The 20,088-nt window shown below is 27.5% G+C and carries 20 protein-coding genes; 15 read left to right on the plus strand and 5 right to left on the minus strand.

Features of this window, described 5'->3' with window-relative positions:
* Positions 1-277 precede the first annotated feature (277 nt).
* Positions 278-874 carry a TetR/AcrR family transcriptional regulator gene (locus BUA48_RS00095; protein ID WP_072828722.1) on the minus strand — a complete coding sequence of 199 codons (597 nt, stop codon included), beginning with the start codon at positions 872-874 and terminating at the stop codon, positions 278-280.
* Positions 875-1,012: 138 nt separating this feature from the next.
* Here BUA48_RS00095 and BUA48_RS00100 point away from each other — a divergent pair, with 138 nt between their 5' ends.
* From BUA48_RS00100 to BUA48_RS00135, 8 genes are all read left to right on the plus strand, one after another.
* Positions 1,013-1,720, plus strand: coding sequence for an ABC transporter ATP-binding protein (locus BUA48_RS00100; protein ID WP_072828725.1), 708 nt, complete (start codon positions 1,013-1,015; stop codon positions 1,718-1,720).
* Between the two features lie 326 nt (positions 1,721-2,046).
* Positions 2,047-3,129, plus strand: a complete 1,083-nt coding sequence (locus BUA48_RS00105; RefSeq protein WP_072828727.1) for an ABC transporter permease — start codon at positions 2,047-2,049, stop codon at positions 3,127-3,129.
* A 453-nt stretch (positions 3,130-3,582) separates the two neighbouring features.
* Positions 3,583-4,581, plus strand: a complete 999-nt coding sequence (locus BUA48_RS00110; protein WP_072828730.1) for a DUF4003 family protein — start codon at positions 3,583-3,585, stop codon at positions 4,579-4,581.
* A gap of 336 nt (positions 4,582-4,917) precedes the next feature.
* Positions 4,918-5,436, plus strand: coding sequence for a 2'-5' RNA ligase family protein (locus BUA48_RS00115; RefSeq protein ID WP_072828733.1), 519 nt, complete (start codon positions 4,918-4,920; stop codon positions 5,434-5,436).
* Positions 5,437-6,373: 937 nt separating this feature from the next.
* Positions 6,374-6,628, plus strand: a complete 255-nt coding sequence (locus BUA48_RS00120; RefSeq protein ID WP_072828736.1) for a CD3324 family protein — start codon at positions 6,374-6,376, stop codon at positions 6,626-6,628.
* A gap of 205 nt (positions 6,629-6,833) precedes the next feature.
* Positions 6,834-8,090, plus strand: a complete 1,257-nt coding sequence (locus BUA48_RS00125; RefSeq protein ID WP_072828738.1) for a serine hydrolase domain-containing protein — start codon at positions 6,834-6,836, stop codon at positions 8,088-8,090.
* 192 nt (positions 8,091-8,282) lie between these two features.
* Positions 8,283-8,492: a hypothetical protein gene (locus BUA48_RS00130; protein WP_072828741.1), complete on the plus strand. Its 210-nt coding sequence runs from the start codon at positions 8,283-8,285 to the stop codon at positions 8,490-8,492.
* Positions 8,476-9,075 carry a CPBP family glutamic-type intramembrane protease gene (locus BUA48_RS00135; RefSeq protein ID WP_072828744.1) on the plus strand — a complete coding sequence of 200 codons (600 nt, stop codon included), beginning with the start codon at positions 8,476-8,478 and terminating at the stop codon, positions 9,073-9,075. Before BUA48_RS00130 ends, BUA48_RS00135 begins: the two co-directional genes overlap by 17 nt.
* Positions 9,076-9,264: 189 nt before the next feature.
* On the opposite strand, the gene BUA48_RS00140 is transcribed toward BUA48_RS00135, so the two are convergent.
* Positions 9,265-12,024 (minus strand): ABC transporter ATP-binding protein/permease, encoded by a 2,760-nt coding sequence (locus BUA48_RS00140; RefSeq protein WP_072828746.1) that lies wholly within the window; start codon positions 12,022-12,024, stop codon positions 9,265-9,267.
* Positions 12,025-12,400: 376 nt separating this feature from the next.
* On the opposite strand from BUA48_RS00140, the gene BUA48_RS00145 reads away from it, so the two are divergent.
* The 7 genes from BUA48_RS00145 to BUA48_RS15995 all read left to right on the plus strand — a co-directional run bounded on the left by BUA48_RS00145 (position 12,401) and on the right by BUA48_RS15995 (position 17,851).
* A complete protein-coding gene (locus BUA48_RS00145; protein ID WP_072828749.1) occupies positions 12,401-13,078 on the plus strand; it encodes a response regulator transcription factor in 678 nt (225 codons plus the stop codon).
* Positions 13,071-14,114 carry a HAMP domain-containing sensor histidine kinase gene (locus tag BUA48_RS00150; protein ID WP_143147643.1) on the plus strand — a complete coding sequence of 348 codons (1,044 nt, stop codon included), beginning with the start codon at positions 13,071-13,073 and terminating at the stop codon, positions 14,112-14,114. Before BUA48_RS00145 ends, BUA48_RS00150 begins: the two co-directional genes overlap by 8 nt.
* Positions 14,115-14,313: 199 nt before the next feature.
* Positions 14,314-14,874: a nitroreductase family protein gene (locus BUA48_RS00155; RefSeq protein ID WP_084665963.1), complete on the plus strand. Its 561-nt coding sequence runs from the start codon at positions 14,314-14,316 to the stop codon at positions 14,872-14,874.
* Between the two features lie 122 nt (positions 14,875-14,996).
* Positions 14,997-15,632, plus strand: a complete 636-nt coding sequence (locus BUA48_RS00160) for a hypothetical protein (protein WP_072828751.1) — start codon at positions 14,997-14,999, stop codon at positions 15,630-15,632.
* Between the two features lie 304 nt (positions 15,633-15,936).
* The gene (locus BUA48_RS00165; RefSeq protein ID WP_072828754.1) at positions 15,937-16,650 is read left to right on the plus strand and encodes a hypothetical protein; all 714 of its coding nucleotides are present in this window, start codon (positions 15,937-15,939) and stop codon (positions 16,648-16,650) included.
* A 108-nt stretch (positions 16,651-16,758) separates the two neighbouring features.
* Positions 16,759-17,034 carry a hypothetical protein gene (locus BUA48_RS00170; protein WP_072828757.1) on the plus strand — a complete coding sequence of 92 codons (276 nt, stop codon included), beginning with the start codon at positions 16,759-16,761 and terminating at the stop codon, positions 17,032-17,034.
* 556 nt (positions 17,035-17,590) lie between these two features.
* Positions 17,591-17,851 carry a VanZ family protein gene (locus tag BUA48_RS15995; protein WP_084665965.1) on the plus strand — a complete coding sequence of 87 codons (261 nt, stop codon included), beginning with the start codon at positions 17,591-17,593 and terminating at the stop codon, positions 17,849-17,851.
* Positions 17,852-17,944: 93 nt separating this feature from the next.
* Here BUA48_RS15995 and BUA48_RS00180 read toward each other — a convergent pair whose 3' ends face one another.
* The 3 genes from BUA48_RS00180 to BUA48_RS00190 are packed head-to-tail and all read right to left on the minus strand — an operon-like array spanning position 17,945 to position 19,837.
* Positions 17,945-18,595, minus strand: coding sequence for an ABC-2 transporter permease (locus BUA48_RS00180; RefSeq protein ID WP_072828762.1), 651 nt, complete (start codon positions 18,593-18,595; stop codon positions 17,945-17,947).
* A gap of 3 nt (positions 18,596-18,598) precedes the next feature.
* Positions 18,599-19,459: an ABC transporter ATP-binding protein gene (locus tag BUA48_RS00185; protein ID WP_072828765.1), complete on the minus strand. Its 861-nt coding sequence runs from the start codon at positions 19,457-19,459 to the stop codon at positions 18,599-18,601.
* Between the two features lie 3 nt (positions 19,460-19,462).
* Positions 19,463-19,837: a GntR family transcriptional regulator gene (locus tag BUA48_RS00190; RefSeq protein ID WP_072828767.1), complete on the minus strand. Its 375-nt coding sequence runs from the start codon at positions 19,835-19,837 to the stop codon at positions 19,463-19,465.
* Positions 19,838-20,088 lie beyond the last annotated feature (251 nt).

The raw sequence follows: 20,088 nt of genomic DNA on the forward strand, positions 1-20,088 counted from the left end.
TGATGAAATCATTGTAAATAAAACAGAATTAGATATAGAAAGAATTAAAGACTTAAGGGATAAGAGTTCTTAGAATAGGGTCAATAGCCTAAGCTTTTTTATGGTGAGAGTTAGGCTATTGATAAGTAATCCAAATTATGAAGAGTATAAAATAAGATGGGTTATTAGTTAATAGTATATAAATAATAAGAGTAAGGTAAGTAATATTAGATATTATTTACATTACTCTTATATCTATAATTATATATATGGATTATTGGTATTTTTAATAATAATATTATTGCTTGTGGTTTATTAGTACTTTGTGAAAGACTTCATTGATTAATTCACTCATAAAGATTGCAAGTTCTTCTGGTGTTTCTTGAAAGTCTGACTTTATCCATTTTTGAATAATTCCTAGCTGTGCTGAGGATGCAATCACTGTCATGTATTTAAAAGCAATTGTATTATCTAAGCTTTGTGATTCTAAGTTTTTTTCTAATGTTTTTTCAATCAATGTTTTTAGTTTCCATTGGAATGATACATCACCATTAGGGCCAATTAAAACTCCGATAATATCAGAGGATTCCTTAATGTATTTATAAATTTCAGTAAGGGTATTTAATAGTGCGTCATTATCCCTAGCTAATATATATCGACCTAAGTCATAGGCTGCACCATTCTCTAGTATACTTTTAATATTGTTTATAATATCCATTTCGATTTCTTGTAGTAGAGCATATTTGTCTTCATAATGAAGATAAAAGGTTCCTCGATTTATATCTAACTCTTCGGTTATATTTTTAACTGATACATCATTTAACCCCTTTTCATTAAGAAGTTTTATGAAGGCATTTCTAATTAGAACTTTGGTTTTTTCACTTTTCTTTAACATTTATCCACCTTAAAAATCAACACATTGATTATTCATGTTCATAAATAACCATATATGTATTTTTGTTTATTGTTTTTGATATATAGATAATTATAATTGAAGTATAAGAAAAATTAAAGGGAATTATGGAGGCGTGAAATGGCAGTAGTTAAAGTAGAAAATGTTAAAAAGAGCTATTCTAAGACAGTGATTTTAGACCATATTACCTTAGAGGTTGAAAGCTCTCAGATATTAGGATTAATTGGACCATCAGGAGCGGGAAAAACAACTTTAGTTAAGGTGATTTTAGGAATGGAGAAGGTTGATGAAGGAAATGTAGAAATATTCAATACCAAGATTCCTAATTTGAAATTACTGGATAGCATTGGGTACATGGCTCAAAGTGATGCTTTATATGAAGAGCTAACAGGACGTGAAAACTTAGAGTTTTTTGGAAAGATATATGGTTTAAAAAAGGATAAGCTTCGAGAAAGAATAGAGTATACATCAGCTTTAGTGGATTTAAAGGAGCATTTAAATAAAAGAGTTTCTAAATATTCAGGTGGGATGAAAAGAAGGCTATCACTAGCCTTAGCACTTTTACAAGATCCAAAGGTTTTAGTTCTTGATGAACCAACAGTTGGTATAGATCCAAAGCTTAGATATTCAATCTGGCAGGAGCTTAAAAAGCTAAAGGAATCAGGAAAAACCATTATAGTAACAACTCATGTTATGGATGAGGCTGAAAAGTGTGACAAGCTTGCCTTAATAAATAATGGAAAGGTATTAGCAATGGGATCTTCAGAGAAGTTAAAAGAAGAGTTTAAAGCAGCGTCAATAGAAGAAATATTTTTAATGTACAATTAAAAAGAGAATTTAAATCAATTATAGGAGACAATTTTAATTAAGTATATGAGAGAAATTAAATTGATTACGTGAGACAACATTATAAGGATTAAAGGTGGAAGTTGTACATTAAAAAATAAATTAGTAGGACAAACTGGGACTTAGGTTATTAAATAATTACTGATTTTGTAAAAGTGGTGTTACAGTATGAGTATTACCCTTTTTACCCGTTGAAGTATATGAAACAATTGTTATATGACTTAATTTAATACCCTTATTTGTTTTATTTTTATGAAGTTAAGAAGCACCTTAGAGTGTCTCCCATTTTGTTCAAGGAGGAAAGCTAAATGAGAATAATTGCAATAATAAAAAGAATAATAATTCAAACCTTAAGAGATAAGAGGACCTTAGCATTAATGATGATTGCTCCATTATTGCTTATAACATTAATAAACTATTTATTCTCCTCATCATCTACAGATAACTCTTTAAAAGTAGGGGTATCAAATGTTTCTACAGAATTACAAGTGAAGCTTGAGGAAAATAATTTAGAATTAGTAAGCTTTGACGATAATGAAAATATTTATGACAAAATTAAGGATGATAATTTAAAGGCATTTATATATAAGGATGGAGATACTTATAATATTACCTATGAAAATAACTCTCCAATGGATAGCTCAAAAATCAAAAATATATTTTTAAGCACTTTATCTAAAGATGGAACAGAAAATTTAAAAAACACATTATTAAAAATAAATCCCTCAATGAAGGATAACTTTAAAGAAATCAATATAGAAAGTGATTATCTTTATGGAGATGAAAATCTAAGCTTTTTTGATACATTTAACCCAGCTTTAATAGGATTTTTTGTATTCTTCTTTGTATTTTTAATTGCAGGAATATCAATATTAAAGGAAAGAAATACAAAGACTTTAGAAAAGTTACTTTCAACTTCTATAAAAAGATACGAAATATTATTAGGATACCTTTTAGGATATGGAATATTTGCGGTAGTCCAAACTTTACTTGTAGTCTTTTATTCAGTTTATGTACTAGGTATGATAATTGAAGGAAGTATATTCTTAGTGATATTAACAAATTTATTAATAGCATTTGTGGCTTTATCACTTGGTATTTTTCTTTCAACCTTTGCAAATTCAGAGTTTCAAATGATGCAGTTTATACCAATAGTAATAGTGCCTCAAATATTCTTTACAGGGTTAATACCCGTAGAAACTATGAGTCCAATTTTACAAAAAATAGCTCACCTTATGCCACTATATTATGGTTCAGACATTATGGCAGATATAATGATTAAGGGAGCTTCTATAAGTGAAGTATATGGAGGAATGATTATTTTACTAGTTTTTGCTACGGTAATTTATCTTCTAAATTTATTAGGTCTTAAAAAATATAGAGCATTATAATAAAAGAAAATTTTAATATATACTGCATTAAATAAACTTCATTCATAATTTTATAGGATAAAAAAATTAATATGTAATAAATTAGGATGATGTAGATTTAATATTACAAAGTATATATGCAATGGCTAGTTAATATGCTACATTTCTAATAATAGATGAATTTAATCTACAATGTATGTTATTTATAAATACATTGTAGATTGTTTATTTTAATATATAATTTCTAAATTAATATTATACATTTATATAAATCATTGCTTTATTCCATAATGAACCTTATATCTAACAAGAATGAAGATTCTTTATTAGAATATATATAATATGAGAAGCTATTAATATTTAATTTAAATAAGCATGTAAAATTTGTATTTTATGATGAAATATAAAGTAATATATATATTGTAAAGTGATAATTATTACTATATAATTATGTAAAAGGAAGGTGCATGTCATATGGGGAATAATTTATTGAATTTATTTATAGAAAATAATAAAGCTTTAGAAAATGTAAAGGGATCATGGGGAATGTATGGGTTCCAAATGAAGGGTAGTGCCTTAAGTTACACTATGAAAAATCAAAGGGTAGATACAGAGAGAGTTAATTTAGCATTAGATATTATAACAAATAATACCTCTATATTTTCTAATTTTAGAGGAATGAATAAGTTAACTACAGCTATTACAATATCCTTTGAAGAAAATATGGAAAATAGTTTTAGAGAAATAAGAGCTATTTATGATAGCTTAAAGGAAAGTTTCTATAATAATAGTTACTTAGTAATAACAGCACTTGTTATATATAATGCAAGAGAAAGAGTTAAGCCTATTGAAGCTATAAAAAATACAAGATTAGCTTACGATTATATGAAACATCACCATAGATTTTTAACAGGACAAGAAGATATATCAAGTGCAGCAATAATAGCTACAACATCTAACAATTTAGAGAAAACATTTATAGATATAGAAAAATGCTATGAATATTTAAAGGATAGAAAAATATCTTCAAGCAACAATATTCAAGGCTTGTCACATATGTTGTCTTTGATAAATAAATCTTGTGAAGATAAGTGTAATAGTGCTATAGAAATGAATAGTATTTTGAAAAATAAAAAAGTAGCTTTGAAAAGTTACTATCTTCCAATGCTTGGAGTAGTAGCATTTTTAGGTGATAATAAAGAAGCTATTGCAGATAGTATAATAGAAGTTGATAAAGTTTTGAAGAAGGAAAAAGGCTTTGGAAACTTCACACTAGGAGCAGATTTTAGAAATATGATTTCAGCAGCCTTAGTTTCACATGAGTATATAGATAATATGGACGAAAATATCAAAGAAAATATAACAAATAATACAAACAATATAGCTTTAACTGTTGCTATAGCAGTGCAAACAGCAATTATTGTATCATCAGCATCGGCAGCAGCGGCTGCTTCAGCATCATCAAGCTCATAATAGAGGAAAGAAAAGCTATAGAGATATCTAAAAATTTATTAGATATTTTAGATGATGAAAGGATTGCAAATAGCACCGGATTAGATATGGAGATAATTAAAGCTTTAAGAAAGAAAAGTTCTTAGGATAGGTTTAATAACCTATCCTATTTTTTACCTAAATCTAAATATTGATACTATCTAATATAATATATATAAGTATGAATATTGATTATTTGCTTTAGTCAGTGAATGACACAGGATAAAGTTTTTGGTGTTTTATAACTTCATTCATTGAAAAAAGTAGGTAAAAATTGTTATTATATAATAAATAGAGATTTAAAAAGGAGGTAGTGGTATGAGTGTAAGAACTATTATGATTTTTCCAGAATTTAGAAATGAGAATGTTATAAATGATATAAGAAAAAAGTATGATCCATTGGTTGATTTAGTATTGCCACATATTACATTAGTATTTCCTTTTGATAGTGATTTAAGTAATAAGGAACTTAGTTTACATTTGAAAGAGTGCTTAAGTGGAATAAAAGAATTTAGCATTGAACTGGAAGGTTTCAGTAAGAGAGAAGATGAATATGGAAATTATTTATTTTTAAATGTAGTGCAGGGCGAGGATATAATTAAAAACATTCATCACAAGTTATATAAGGGAAAGCTAAAACAATTCAATAATGTAAATGATTATGCTCCACATATGACGGTGGGCAAATTATCTTCTACTGAATTGCTTTATGAGGCATATGATTATGTAAGCGAATGTAATGAAAAATTTAGCACTGTAGTAAAAAAGATATCAGTTGAAGTCATTGGAGAACAGGAAGAGTCTATTATAATAATAGAGCAAGAACTTAATGGATAAATTTGAATTTATGGATGATAATAGTATTACAAAAGAATAGTTTTAATTTGAAAAAAGAGGTTTGAAATCAACTAAGCTTTTAATGAATATGTATTTAAAGCTATTAGAAATAATATTATATAACTGATAAGAAAAAAGATAATCTATATAAGTCTATCATTTTTGAAGTTAGCAATGAAATTTGATTTTGGAATAGGTGTCTTGTCACTTTGCTGTAATCTTTTAAAATTCAAAAGTTTCATTATTATCAGGAATTAAGAATTCCTTAACACCTAAAGGGGACAGCTTTTCTTGAGTGAAAAAATTTTTTACACTTTTCCTAGTCTCAATGCAATGATTAAAGGCATCAAAATGAATTATAATAAATTTTAACATTGGATTAACTATTAATGTTTTTCCAATATATATTATTCATAACTATAGGAGGACTATATAGAAATTTTGGAGAACCTCCATTAATAACTAATAGATTATGTTTAATGTGAGTTGCTTATTAGGATATTTTAGTAAGTTAGAGTGTATTGGAAGAATGGACAAGGAACTATAAAAATATAGCTGAAACTTGTTTTGTAAATATTTACAAATATATTTATTTAATCATTTTAATAATAAAGCTCTATATAAGTTTAATTATATGACTAGCTTTATTATTAATATAAAGTTTATAATTTTAGAATAACAAGTATAAAACTTACTAATTGATTTATGTTGATGTACTAGGTAATATATAGTATATAAGAATATATTTGGAGTGTGATAATATGAAAGGTGGATTCGTAATACATAAAAGGGATGTAAAACTCTGTGCAAAGTCTGTAATGATGGTTTTGGCAATGATTTGCACAGAGGAAAGTTAAAAAATTGCCTTATAAAGTATAGTCATATATACAGGTTTTGCTTCTTAAATTTTAAATATAAATTTTAAGGAGATAAGTTTATGAAATATGCAAATGCTGAAGTGATTTTACCAGAAAATTTAGTTGCAGAAGTTCAAAAATATATTCAAGGTGGATATTTATATATTCCATGCCAATCACAATCAAGAAAAAAAGGTAGAAAAAGTAGTGATTATATAAGATATAGAAATGAAGATATATGTAATAAGTATAAAAATGGCTATAAAATTAAAGATTTAGCGGAAGAATTTTATCTATCAATTGATAGTATTAAGAAGATTGTATATGCAAAATAATATAGATTTAAGGCTGTTACTATTTAATGAGTAGCAGCTTTTGTTATATATTTTGGGATTTAAAAAATAAGTAAAGAATATTACAGTTATCTATGTGTGAATTAATATACAGAATAATAAATTCCCTTTTAATAGGTTGTATTCTAAAGTTAAAATTATATAAAGCAATTTTTTATTATATAAACAGAAATGTGAGGGGAATATCATGAGTATTAATTATAAGATAAATGAATATATGAATGCATACACAGAATTATGGCCATTTAGTGGAGCAGTTGTAGTATCAGATAAGGGTAAGGTTATTTTTAATGAGAGTTATGGTATGGCAAATATAGAACATAGTGTTCGAAATACAATAAAAACAAAATATAAAATAGCTTCGCTTACGAAACAGATTACTTGTATGGGAATAATGATTTTAAAAGAAATGGAATTACTTAGCACTGAGGACAGTATTAAAAAGTTTTTTCCTGATTATGCTGAATTTGATGAAAGGATAACTATTCATCATTTAATGACACATACATCTGGTCTATATAATGATTTCTCAGTTATAGATCCATATCTTATAATGGGAAAATGTTTACTTACCCAAAAGGAAATATTTCATCTGTTTAAAGATATGCCTTTAGAATTTGAACCAGGTGAAGGGTGGAGTTATTGTTTTTTTGGATATTATTTACTTGGGGTCATAATTGAAAGAGTTTCAGGGAAATCTTATATTCAGTTTATAAAGGATAATATCTTTGATCCCTTAGGAATGAATAATAGTGGTATAGATGATTACAGAGAGATACTTCATGACAAAGCTAGTGGATATTTTTCAAGTGGAGATAAATTAATATGTTCTGAAATAGATACAATGAGTGCTTTTTCTGCAGGGGCACTTTATTCTACCATTACTGATATGCTTTTATGGGATGAAGCTTTATATAGTGAAAAACTTATTTCTAAAGAGACTATGAAAGAGATTTTTACACCATACAAAGAGGGATATGGTTATGGATGGGTTATAGATAGTTATCTTAATCGTAAAAGAGTTAGACATAGCGGTGGTGGTAACGGATTTAATCATCAATTTCATAGATATATGGATGATAAAGTCACTATTCTTGTATTAAGTAATTATGGATTTTCTAATTCTATTAGTATTAATGAAAATATAGCAAAAATAGTTTTTGGTGATGAGTACCCCATGCCTTCAAAGCCTAAGGAGTATAACTTGGATTTAAATGTATATGATAGTAATTATGCTGGAATATATGAGGAAGAGTATTTTAAATATGAATTTAAAAGGGATAAAGATAAATTGTATTTTATACAAGAGGACAAATGGATAATGCCTATATATCCAATATCAGAAACCATCTTTCATCATACTTGGATAGACAAAGAATATACATTTCAAAAGGATGAGGATGGAAAAGTCTATTTTGATGGCATTAAAAAAAGAAAGAATTGAATTTAATGAAAGTACTTTATTAAATATATTAGTTCAAATAAATAACATGAATTTAATTTTTTATAAATTTTATAAGGATAAAAATCTTTTGTGGTAAAATATAGATAAACAGGAAGTTAAATCTTTAAAGCTGTTTTTAGTTTTGAAGATTTAACTTTATATATGACTAGAGCAAAAGGTAGGAGGATTAAGATGGATGTAAGTTCAATAATAAGGGATAAGTTGATCCTTAATGGTGGTAAGGCTAGAGTCAAGCTTTTAGTAGGAGAGAAGTGCTTCAATATAATGCTAGCAGATGAAGGGGTATTAGTTGATAATTTAGATAAGCAACCCTTGTTAGAATGGAGGGTGTTTGAAAAAACAATAGAGCTTTTAAAATCCAAGGGTGGTTCTGCAATATAATAAAGTTGATATTGTAACGGGAATTGCATTTGGTGTTTTATGTATTCCATCAAGTTTAGCTATGGGGCTATTTGTTATATTACCGTATATAGCTCCTATGATGATTTTTAAAGAGAGTAGTACTAAAATTTATTTATTTAAAAATAATAAAAAGAATACTTTTTTAATTACATTAATATTAATTTTTGTGATAGGAGGAATTTTAGCGGGTATAAATACTTTGTTGGCAATGAGTTCTATTTCCATTAATGTATCTTTTAAAATTAAATGGATTTTAGATGCTTTATGTGCAGGGGTATTTGAAGAGATATTTTTTAGATTATTTTTCTTTGCAATATGCGTTTATTTAGTTAAGAATCAAGAACTTTCTAAACTTCAAAATATTTTATGTTATGTAATTATGGTTGTGCCACACGTTCTTATACACTTCAATTTACAAACTTTTAATGTTTCAAACATGATTGTACTTTCTGTTTTATTTGGTATGCCTTTTGCCTTAATGCAGCGAAAAGCTAATTTAGTATCGGCTATAGGGGCCCATGCCTTTGTTGATTTTATGAGATTTTGTCTTTTGGGAGTATAAAACTAGCATTTAACTTGTAAGGTAAGCTAAATATAGTGGTTCAAAAATTAATACAAGCTTATAGTGTAATAACTTGGAAAAGGCATTGGAACGTCCTTTATTAGACTCACAAGGTAATGTAGCAATTCATAGATAAATAATAAAACTCCCTTAAATATTCAAGGGAGTTTTTATTATTTAACAAATCTATTATTCTGTTCTTAAAGCTATAACTGGATCTTTCTTAGCGGCTTTCTTTGAAGGAATGAATCCACCAATAAGAGTAAGAATAACACTAAGTATTATTAATATAATAGCACCTACAAATGGTAGAGATGCATTAACTGTATCATTACCTAATACTGCATGGATAATAGAGTTAATTGGGATTAATAATAATAAAGTAATTACAACTCCAAGTACTCCTGAACAAAGACCTATTATTAAGGTTTCAGCATTAAATACTTGAGATATATTATGTTTTGATGCTCCAATTGCACGTAAGATACCAATTTCTTTAGTACGTTTCATTACAGATATGAATGTAATAATTCCTATCATTATGGAAGAAACTACAAGAGATACCGCAACAAAGGCAATTAATACATAAGATATAACATTAATTATTGTAGTAACAGAGGATAAAAGTAATCCTATATAATCAGTATAGTTAATTTGATCTTCTTTACTTACATTTGCATTATAATCTTTAATAGCATTAGAAATATTTTCTTTGTTTTCAAAGCTATCAGTATAGATATTTATAGAAGATGGTGCATCTAAGCTTACAGCTCCAAAGTCACTCATATTTTCATCATAAGTTCCAGTAGAAATATATGCATCATATATTTTTAATAAAGTATCATTATCTGGAGATTTTAAATATTCATCTAACATACCAGCAAGTTGCGCTTCACTCATAGTTGAGATAGAAGGGGCTCCAGGTCTAGATGAACCACCAGTAGGTTGCATTGATGAAGTTATGTTTTTGAAAAACTTAGCTTTATCAGAAACACCAAGGTTTTCTAAATATTTTTTAGCATCTTTAACTTTATCTTCATCACTATTAGGTGAAAATTCTAATCCACTTAAAACGTTAATAGTTGGACTATCCTTTTGAGCTTTAACAATTTCACTTTCATTTGCATAGTTAATAAGATAATCAGTTAGAGCTTTTGTATAGCCTATTGCACTGCTTATAGATGCGTTTTTTGCATCTTCTTTTGGACGAACAACACCTGTTACTTTTAGTTTAACGGCATTGTTAAGTAAGTTATCCATTTCTGTTGTGTCTTCTTTTATTGATTTGAAGGTACCATTAGAATTTTTTACATAAGTATCACTGTCAGGTATCATATAAAATTCTTTATTGCAGATATCTTCATATTTCCAACTTTTATTTTCAATTTTAATAGCTTCACCATTTTCAATTTTATTCATAATTTCTTTATACTCAGAGCTTGGTAAAATACCTAATTGATAAAGTGTGTTAGTAGCTATTTCATTATTTTTATCTAGTACAAGTATAACCTCATCATAGGCATTAGGCCAATCTCCATAAATCACGTCATAGCTATCTGTAATAGCAGGACTTGCCAACACTCCATCTTTACCAGGAAGTAATTCTTCAAAATTATTTGAGCTTGAACTCATTCCAGGCATCATTGACATAGGGCCCATAGGAGGCATAGGTGGCATACCATTATTCATAGTGGTATTGGAATCTTTAGTATCACTAAGAGTACTTCCATCTGTATTTACAAGGGTTCCATTTGGGTCCTTAGTATAAACACCGAATTTAGTATTATAAGAATAAATAATTCCATTTTCACCTATATATTTATTGATTTCACTATTTGGATTATCTAAAAACTTTTTAAATTCTGTAAGGTTATTTTTAGTAAAACTACTAGTCATAGTTGATGCCATTTCAAGTGTAGAACCATTTGAATAAACCTCATCTAAATTGTGATTAAGCTCCTTATTGTGCATAGCACCAGGACCACCGGAAGCCATTATGCTGCTAAGGTCAATAGATTCAGCTTCAATTGATATAGGGTAAGATGTCATAGTATCCTTTTGAATGTCATCTATATAGGTATTTACACCATTGCTCAGTGATAAAATCAAAGCAATACCTATAATACCAATAGAACCAGCAAAAGCAGTTAAGAATGTTCTTCCCTTTTTTGTCTTTAAGTTATTAAAACTCAAAGATAATGAGGTTAAAAGAGACATTGAGGCTTTACCCATAGTTTCATGTTTAGGTGGAGTCATGCTTTCAGAATCTAATTGAAATGGATTAGAATCATCTAGGATATGACCATCTTTTACTTTAACTATACGATTAGCGTATTCTTCTGCTAATTCAGGGTTATGAGTTACCATAACAACTAATCTATCCTTAGCAACTTCTTTTAGCAAATCCATAACTTGCACACTTGTTTCACTATCAAGTGCTCCAGTTGGTTCATCTGCTAATAATATCTTAGGATCATTTACTAATGCTCTTGCAATAGCTACACGTTGCATTTGACCACCAGACATTTGATTAGGTTTTTTATGAAGATGTTTTCCTAAACCTACCTTTTCAAGGGCCTCAGTAGCACGTCTTTTTCTATCAACCTTTGATATCCCAGAAATAGTTAAAGCTAACTCAACATTAGCAAGAACGCTTTGATGGGGAATTAAATTGTAGCTTTGGAATACAAAACCTACAGTATGGTTTCTATAAGAATCCCAGTCCCTATCCTTATATTTCTTTGTTGATATCCCATTGATAATTAAATCACCACTATCATATCGGTCTAGTCCGCCAATAACATTTAATAATGTTGTTTTTCCTGAACCACTAGGACCTAAAATTGCAACGAATTCATTGTCTCTAAGATTTAATGATACTTCATCAAGAGCTGTTTGCTCTAAATCACCTGTAATATACTTTTTACTTATTTTTTCAATTTGAAGCATATTATAGTTCACTCCTTTTCTATAAAAACACTATTGTTAAGTTGAGTGCTTCTTTAATAATTACTATTTTAAACTAGATTTATAAATTGAAAATAAACTAATTTAGACAATTTGAAAATAGTGTTTATAATAGTAGAGTTTTTTATGTAATAAATAAGAGATAAGAAGTTAAAATTTAAAAAAGTATTTTTATAATAAGAGCGTTCTTCATGTATTAGATAATAAGTTATAATTAAGGGGTAAGGAGTGAAATTTCAAGTATATTGTTTATATTCAGTTAATGATAAAGTAGTATAATGTATTTATTTAATGAAGATTTATTGAGGTATAGAAGAAATTTATATAGATAAATAATCAAATTCAATGGAGGTATTTTATGGTAAATATATTGGTAGTTGAAGATGAAAAACACACAAGAAGGTTATTAGAGGCTATTTTAATAAGAGAAGGTTATTCAGTTTTCCATGCTGAGGATGGAATTAAGGCATTGGAAGCTTTAGAAAATCATCATATAGATTTAATTATATTAGATATAATGATGCCTAATATGGACGGGTATGAATTTGCTAAAGAGCTAAGGGATGGGAATTGTATCATACCAATACTTATGGCTACAGCAAAGCAACTGCCAGAAGATAAGAGAAGAGGCTTTATTGTAGGAACTGATGATTATATGACTAAACCAATTGATATAGAAGAAATGTTGCTTAGAATTAAGGCTTTACTAAGAAGAGCACAAATTGTAAATTCAAGAAAGCTTATTGTTGGAAAAGTAATGTTAGATTATGATAATTTAACTGTAATTAGAGAGGATGAAAAGCAAGTGTTACCTCAGAAGGAGTTTTACTTGCTATATAAATTATTATCTTATCCAGATAAGGTTTTTACTCGTATTCAACTTATGGATGAAATATGGGGAATGGAAACTGAAAGTGGAGACACAACAGTAAATGTACATATTAATAGGTTAAGAAAACGCTTTGATACTTATCCTGAGTTTGAAATAGCCTCAGTACGTGGATTAGGGTATAAGGCGGTGAAAAACAGTGTATAAAATTAAAGAAAAGATAGGTTTCACATTATCTTTTTCAATTTTTATGTTCATAATGTATTTAATTACCACCGTTGTAGCTGGAGCGTTGGTATATTTTTGCTTTGCTATTGGAATTTTAACTGAGGATTATACTGAAAAGGCAATAATATCAGTAGTTATAATTTTAATAGTTTGTATAGTTTTTGGTGTGTTATTTTCAACTTTATCAAGCAAGTCCATGTTAAAAGCTATAGATAAATTTATAAAAGCAACAAATAGATTATCTCATGGAGACTTTTCAGCAAGACTTGATTTTCAAAGTCCACCAAATTTTAAAATATTAGCTGAAAATTTTAATAATATGGCTGAAGAACTTGGGGGAATAGAGGTATTAAGAACAGATTTTATAAATAATTTTTCTCATGAGTTTAAAACACCAATTATATCTATAAAAGGTTTTGCAGAAATATTAAAGTATGATGATCTATCAAAGGAAGAAAGGGATGAATACTTAGATATAATTATTGAAGAATCTAAAAGATTAACATCCCTTGCAACCAATGTATTAAACCTTTCAAAGGTTGAAACTCAAAATATTTTAAAGGATACACAGAGGTTTAATATTGGAGAACAAATTCGTCAAAGCATATTAATTTTAGATTCTAAATTTCAAAGTAAAAATATTTTACTAGATATTAATGTTGAAGATTGCTATATAAATGGAAACAAAGAAATGCTAAATCAGGTGTGGCTAAATCTCCTAGAAAACACAATTAAGTTTAATAAATTTAACGGAATAGTTAGTATCAATGTGAAAAAAGAAGAAGAAAATATAGTAGTTGCTATTGCTGATAGTGGTATAGGAATTGATAAAGAAGCTGTTAATAAAGTATTTGATAAATTTTATCAAGAAGATACATCTCATGCAACTAAAGGAAATGGACTAGGGCTTACTATTGTAAAGAAAATAATATCATTACATAGAGGAAGCATAGAATGTGAAAGTGTTGTTTCAGAGGGAACTAGCTTCAAAATAACACTACCAACAGAACTTTAAGTAAAATAATAAATTTGATTGGAAACCTAAGTGGTTTCCTTTTTTATTTGCAAAATATAGTGTATAATTATTACATAAATAGGGGTTATAGAAGATTTAAGGAATTTATTACTTGTTATTACAAAAATCATTTCATAAACTATACTACGCAAAATAATCAAAATCTTTTAGATGTAAGAACTTATAGGAGATTAAAAAATTGAATGTAATTGATTGTATGTATAAAAGGAGAAGTATAAGAAAGTTTAAAGATACAGCATTGAATGAAGATACTTTGATAACTTTAATAAAAGCAGCTACATCAGCACCAACTGCATGCAATAGTAGACCTTGGGAGTTTATCATTATTACAGAAAAATCCGTACTAAATGAAGTTAATGAAAATATATATTTTGGAAAATATACTGCACCAGCAATGATAGTAGTATGTGGTAATATGAAATTAGCAATGTCAGGTCCAGTGAAAGATTTTTGGGTTCAGGATTGTAGTGCTGCAATTGAAAATATATTATTAGCAGCCACAAGTATGGAACTTGGCAGCGTTTGGATTGGATTATATCCTGTTGAAAGTTCATACAGACCTTTGTATAGAATATTAAATTTACCTAAAGAAGTAATTCCTTTAGGAATTGTATATGTTGGATATGCAGCTGAAGAAAAAGAAGCACGAACACAATACGATGAGAAGCATGTTTATTGGCAAAGATATGAAGAAAGAAAACATAGAACAAGAAAGAAAAATACAAAATTAAATACCTAGAAGATTTGAGATATTGAAGTAATATTACGTAGATAAAATCCAATTTAGACAATAGATTTTATGAAGACAATGAGATTTGAGATACAATTGTATTATTAAGAGAAACGTAAGGAGGAAGTTACGTGAGATTTAAAGAAAGCTTAAAATCATATACATTAGTTATTATACTAGGCTTATTTGCTGGATTAATAACAAGGCTCTCAGATTTATTTCCATACAATACACTATGGAGTTTGAGTTCAATAGCAACTCTATTTGGCTTTTGGATGGTTACGACAACATTGATTGTATATTTTAGTTGTTCAAATAAAAATTTAGCTATTAACGTATTTCTATATTTAGTTAGTATGAACTTTAGTTTTTATTTCTTTGAGGGTGTTTTCGGATTGTTTAACCAACAATTTAGGGATGTTAACTTTATCAACTGGCACTTATTAAATACATATAATAGCATTGCATTAGCTTGTGCCTTGATAAGCTTTGTACTTTATTATTGGAATAAACAGAATAAAATAAGTAGCTTCTTGTATGCGTTACCAATAAGTGGACTACTTGCGGAAACAGTAGGGGTAAGTGTATATCTATACAATCATCACACTTATTTAGGACAAGTTGTTTTTGATTTAATAAGCTTTATAATATTAGGCTGTTTGTTTTATAAAAAAGCAAATAATAAGTTTATTTATATAATTACAGTTATGATTGTATCTTCAATAGGATATTTTCTATTTTACAATCCTTTTCTCACCTTATATTAAAATGAGTGGGTTGTTGTAGTGCTGTAATAAACTTTAGTTGTTACTTAATATTAATAAATTACGAAAAATAGATAGCTTAGTGGAGGTTATCTATTTTTGAAACTATTTTGCACAGTATTTTAAAACAAAGCCTATTTTAAAAAAGAAGAAGATTGTTGGATAAATATATTTACAGGATAAAATCATTACATCTATAAAATTAAAATATTATAGATATAATTGGATTCTTAAATGGGTTGTTAGAAATAATTAGCTAAAGGTTGATTTGTAAAGCAGAGGTAAAAACAATAAGAGAGGTAAGTTTATGAAAACCAATGATATTTATAATATTCAAGAAGAAATGTTTAAAAAATACGAAGGTGATGTCCTACATATATTAAATGGAAGTTTCATGATGGAGGAATTTAAAAAGAATAAGTGGATTAATGAAAAGTACACGTATATTTCCTTTAATGAAGCTATGTGTTGGGGTGAAGTATATGAAGATATATTTTCAGATACTTTTATTAAAAAGAGAGTCCAAGCATTAAATACAACAATAGATGATTATAAAAAAATAGTATTAAATCAACTAGAACCTTTATTAACAAATAAGTTTAGAACTATAGTTTTATGGTTTGGTGATGATATGTTCTGCCAAATTAATATGCTAACTATACTGGCTTATTTAGAACAATGTAATTTTGGAGGAAATGTATTATTTTCTATGGTCAATGAAATTACAAATGAAGTTGTACAATATCCATATGAAATGACTATAAAAGGGTGTTTATCAATATATAGAAGCGTGATTTGTAAGAAAGAAATGACAACTGAAAAGTTTATTCCAGTAATGGATAAAGCTGTATCACTATATTTAAGCTACAGAGGTGAAAATAGCGAGATTAATAGATATATAACTAAAAATATAAGCAAAGAAAATAGTGAGCTTATTATTGATTTATTAAAAACTTTTCCGCAATATGGATTAGGAGATTTACAATATGAAGCTTTAATTAGGGATATTAAAATGAATTAGTTGTACTTTAGGCGAATATGGTTTTTTATAATATAATATTTCCATAGTGAATAAAATTAGTATGTTTTTAAAGAATTATAAACTACAAAGTTGTAAGGGGTGATTATATTGAAAAAATCTTGTAAGCATAAACCTAAAAAACTATTTTCACCACATCTTATTTGCAAACATTGTGGAAAGAAGATTGTTAGTAAGAGTAAAATGCCTATTGTTATAGCGTGTGTTGCTTCCGTAATCATAAATTTATTATTAAGATATTATTTTTTTGAAAATCCTAATTTAATTGTTACTGGTGCTACATTTCTAGTCATAACTATTTTTTGCTTGATTTTAAGTTGGGTATCCTTACTTTTTATAGGATTTAAAGAGAAATTAAATTCATAGTATAAGAATAATATAAAATAAGTTTTTTATACAATATTTTATTAATCTATATCATTAAGTAAGTGTGTATAAATTGAAAGAGGTTAGTGATACCAATAGCCCACATTTAGCTATAAAATTGTACTTGAGGATTATACCATATTTAGGCATAGTATAAAGAATGAATAATAACATAAGGTTTTAAGAGATATATAGGTACTCACATTGAGATTAAAAAAAGAAATAGTTTATTCACATTGATGAAAAAAATTAATTTAATGATTAACTATTAAATGTGGGTATCTATATTATTCTTAAGATTGCATGGCTTCAGTTATTTAATACTATAAAAATATAAACTACATAGAATTGAAGCTACTGTAATTCCAAGTAATAAGGCATCTTTGAGAGTGCTTGAAAAGTTGAATTTCAAATATGAAGGAACATGTGAAAAATATCAAAAAATTAATGGGAAATGGGAAGATCATACACTATTTGCAATTCTAAATGAAAATTTATAGGAGTGATAGCAAAAGTTAATTTGTATAATATAGAAATGTAATTTTCTAAATGGTCTATTGTAAAAAAGGTAGCTATTATTTTCAGTGTAAGTTTAATATGTGAAATATCACAATTTATTATGGCTATATGGACTTCTGATATTACAGATATTATCACTAATACCCTAGGTGGTATAGTAGGTTTGTTAATAATGTATATTGGGGTGAAATTATTTAAAAACAAACATAAAGGATACAAATTCATAAATATTATTGCAACAATTGGGACAACTTTTATGATAGTTTTATTAGCACTTCTTTTATTTGCTAATATGTAATTTAATATTTTTAGAGAGAATAAATTAGAATATAAAAACGTAGAGTGCAGGAACACTCTACGCTATACAATTCCAGTTGGTAATAAATTAAAATTATTTTCTCTTGTATATAGCAACAGAGATAAAATAAGAAGATATAAACATTATCAAACTAATAACAATACAACCTATTCTATAAATCATATTTGAATTATTTAGATTGATCAAATATGGTCTTAAAATTACACTTCCACCATTAAATAAAAACAGGGTAATTGCAATGGAAATAGATAGCATTATCTCACATTTATCAGCTCCGAATTTTAATACTAATGGATAAAAAAGCGATGGAACTAAAAGAGCAAAGGTAATTCCAAAACTGTATCCATAGCCAACTTTTTCAAGATTCATTGGTTGTGTTGAAAAAACAGATACTAATACTACAGTAAGTGTGGCAAATAAAATTCCTATAACAGAAAAGATTATGAAAGAAACATATCTTGCCATTGTAATATCACGTATTTTTACTGGTAAAGTTTTTTCATATTTGCTCCAGTTTGAAGTGTTATCTTTTTGAAGTGCAGTACCAGTTAAACCTATAAAAGCCCCTATTTGACCAAGTATCAATATTTGTAAAAAACTATCATTATTAGGAAATCTCACTGCTCCAATTATAACTGCAAAATTTGCAACAATACATAAGGCTATAGTCCATTTTAAAGCACTTCCAACTGAATAAAAATTATTTCTTAGTAAACCTTTCATTTTTTATGCTCCTTTTGTAATAAGTGGTAAAATTTCATCGATGCTTGTTACATCTAAAGTGATATTTGGATACTTTTGTGAAAATCTAATTTTATCCGAAATTAAAACCTCAATCTGTAAGCCTCTTTGTCTATAAGAAATGTATTCAGATTTTTCAAGTTTATCAAAATCATTTCGTTTCATACGGGCAATACCATAATCATAAATTAAAGTATCTTTGCTTTCATTTAAAATAACTTTACCATTATCAATAACCGCAATATAATCAGCAATCTTTTCAAGATCACTGGATATGTGAGAGGATATTAAAATAGAGTTATTCTCATCTTCCACAAAATCTAAAAATGTATCCAAAATTTCTTCTCTTACAACAGGGTCAAGACCTGAAGTAGCTTCATCTAAAATTAGAAGTTTAGCTTTATGAGAAAGAGCAATACTGATTGATAATTTCATGGTCATACCACGCGAGAATGTTTTTATCTTTTTATTGCTAGGAATTTTGAATTTTTCAAGATAGGAAAAAAATAAATCTTTATCCCAGTTTGTATAGATGTCCGACAGAATCTTTTCTATATTTCTTGCTGTTAAATCCTCGTGAAAATTAATGGAATCGAATACAACACCAATATCTTCTTTAATAGAAGTGGCATCATCAGTCATATCGTAACCAAAAAATTTTACTGTTCCACTATCCTTTTTAATAATATTTAAAATTGAATTTATTGTGGAGCTTTTTCCAGCACCATTTTTTCCTACAAACCCCAAAATCGAGCCTTTAGGTATACTAAAGGTCACATTATCTAATTTAAAATCTGTATTTTCATAAACCTTACAAAGATTTTGAACTTTTAAAGCGTAATCCATTTATTAAGTCTCCTCATAGAATATTTTAAGTAGTTCTGTTATTTTTTCTAACTTAATACCGTTGGTACGAGCAATATCAGCGGCTATCATTAAATGCTCTTCAACTTGTTTTTGCTTCTCTTCTTGTATGAAATCTTTATTTTGAGCAGCTACAAAGCTTCCTCTTCCAACGGTGGTTTCAATAAAACCATCTCGTGTTAAATCCTCATAAGCCTTTTGAACTGTTATTACACTAACATGAATTGTTTTAGCAAGTGAACGCATAGAAGGGATTGGGTCACCTGTTTTTAACTCTCCACTCATAATCATAGCTTTCATTTGTGATGTTATTTGTTCGTATATTGGCTTACTTGTATTACTGCTGATTATAATTTCCACGTAGAATCTCCTTTCGTAATATAGTGTACTTATTGTATAAGTACATTATAGTTAATTAATACTATGCTGTCAATACATAGAAATAATATCTTATCATTATTAATAAGTTGTAGAAAATATTTGAAATATAACAATACTTTTTATTAAAATTCTAGTTGGTTTTATTTTTTATTTATAGAATATAGTGTATAATCATTACATAAATAGGTATTTAATGACTTTTATTTTGTATAGGTAGAGGAAAAATGGTT

Origin of the sequence: Clostridium collagenovorans DSM 3089, assembly GCF_900130005.1 — a bacterium.
Classification (GTDB): domain Bacteria; phylum Bacillota; class Clostridia; order Clostridiales; family Clostridiaceae; genus Clostridium_D; species Clostridium_D collagenovorans.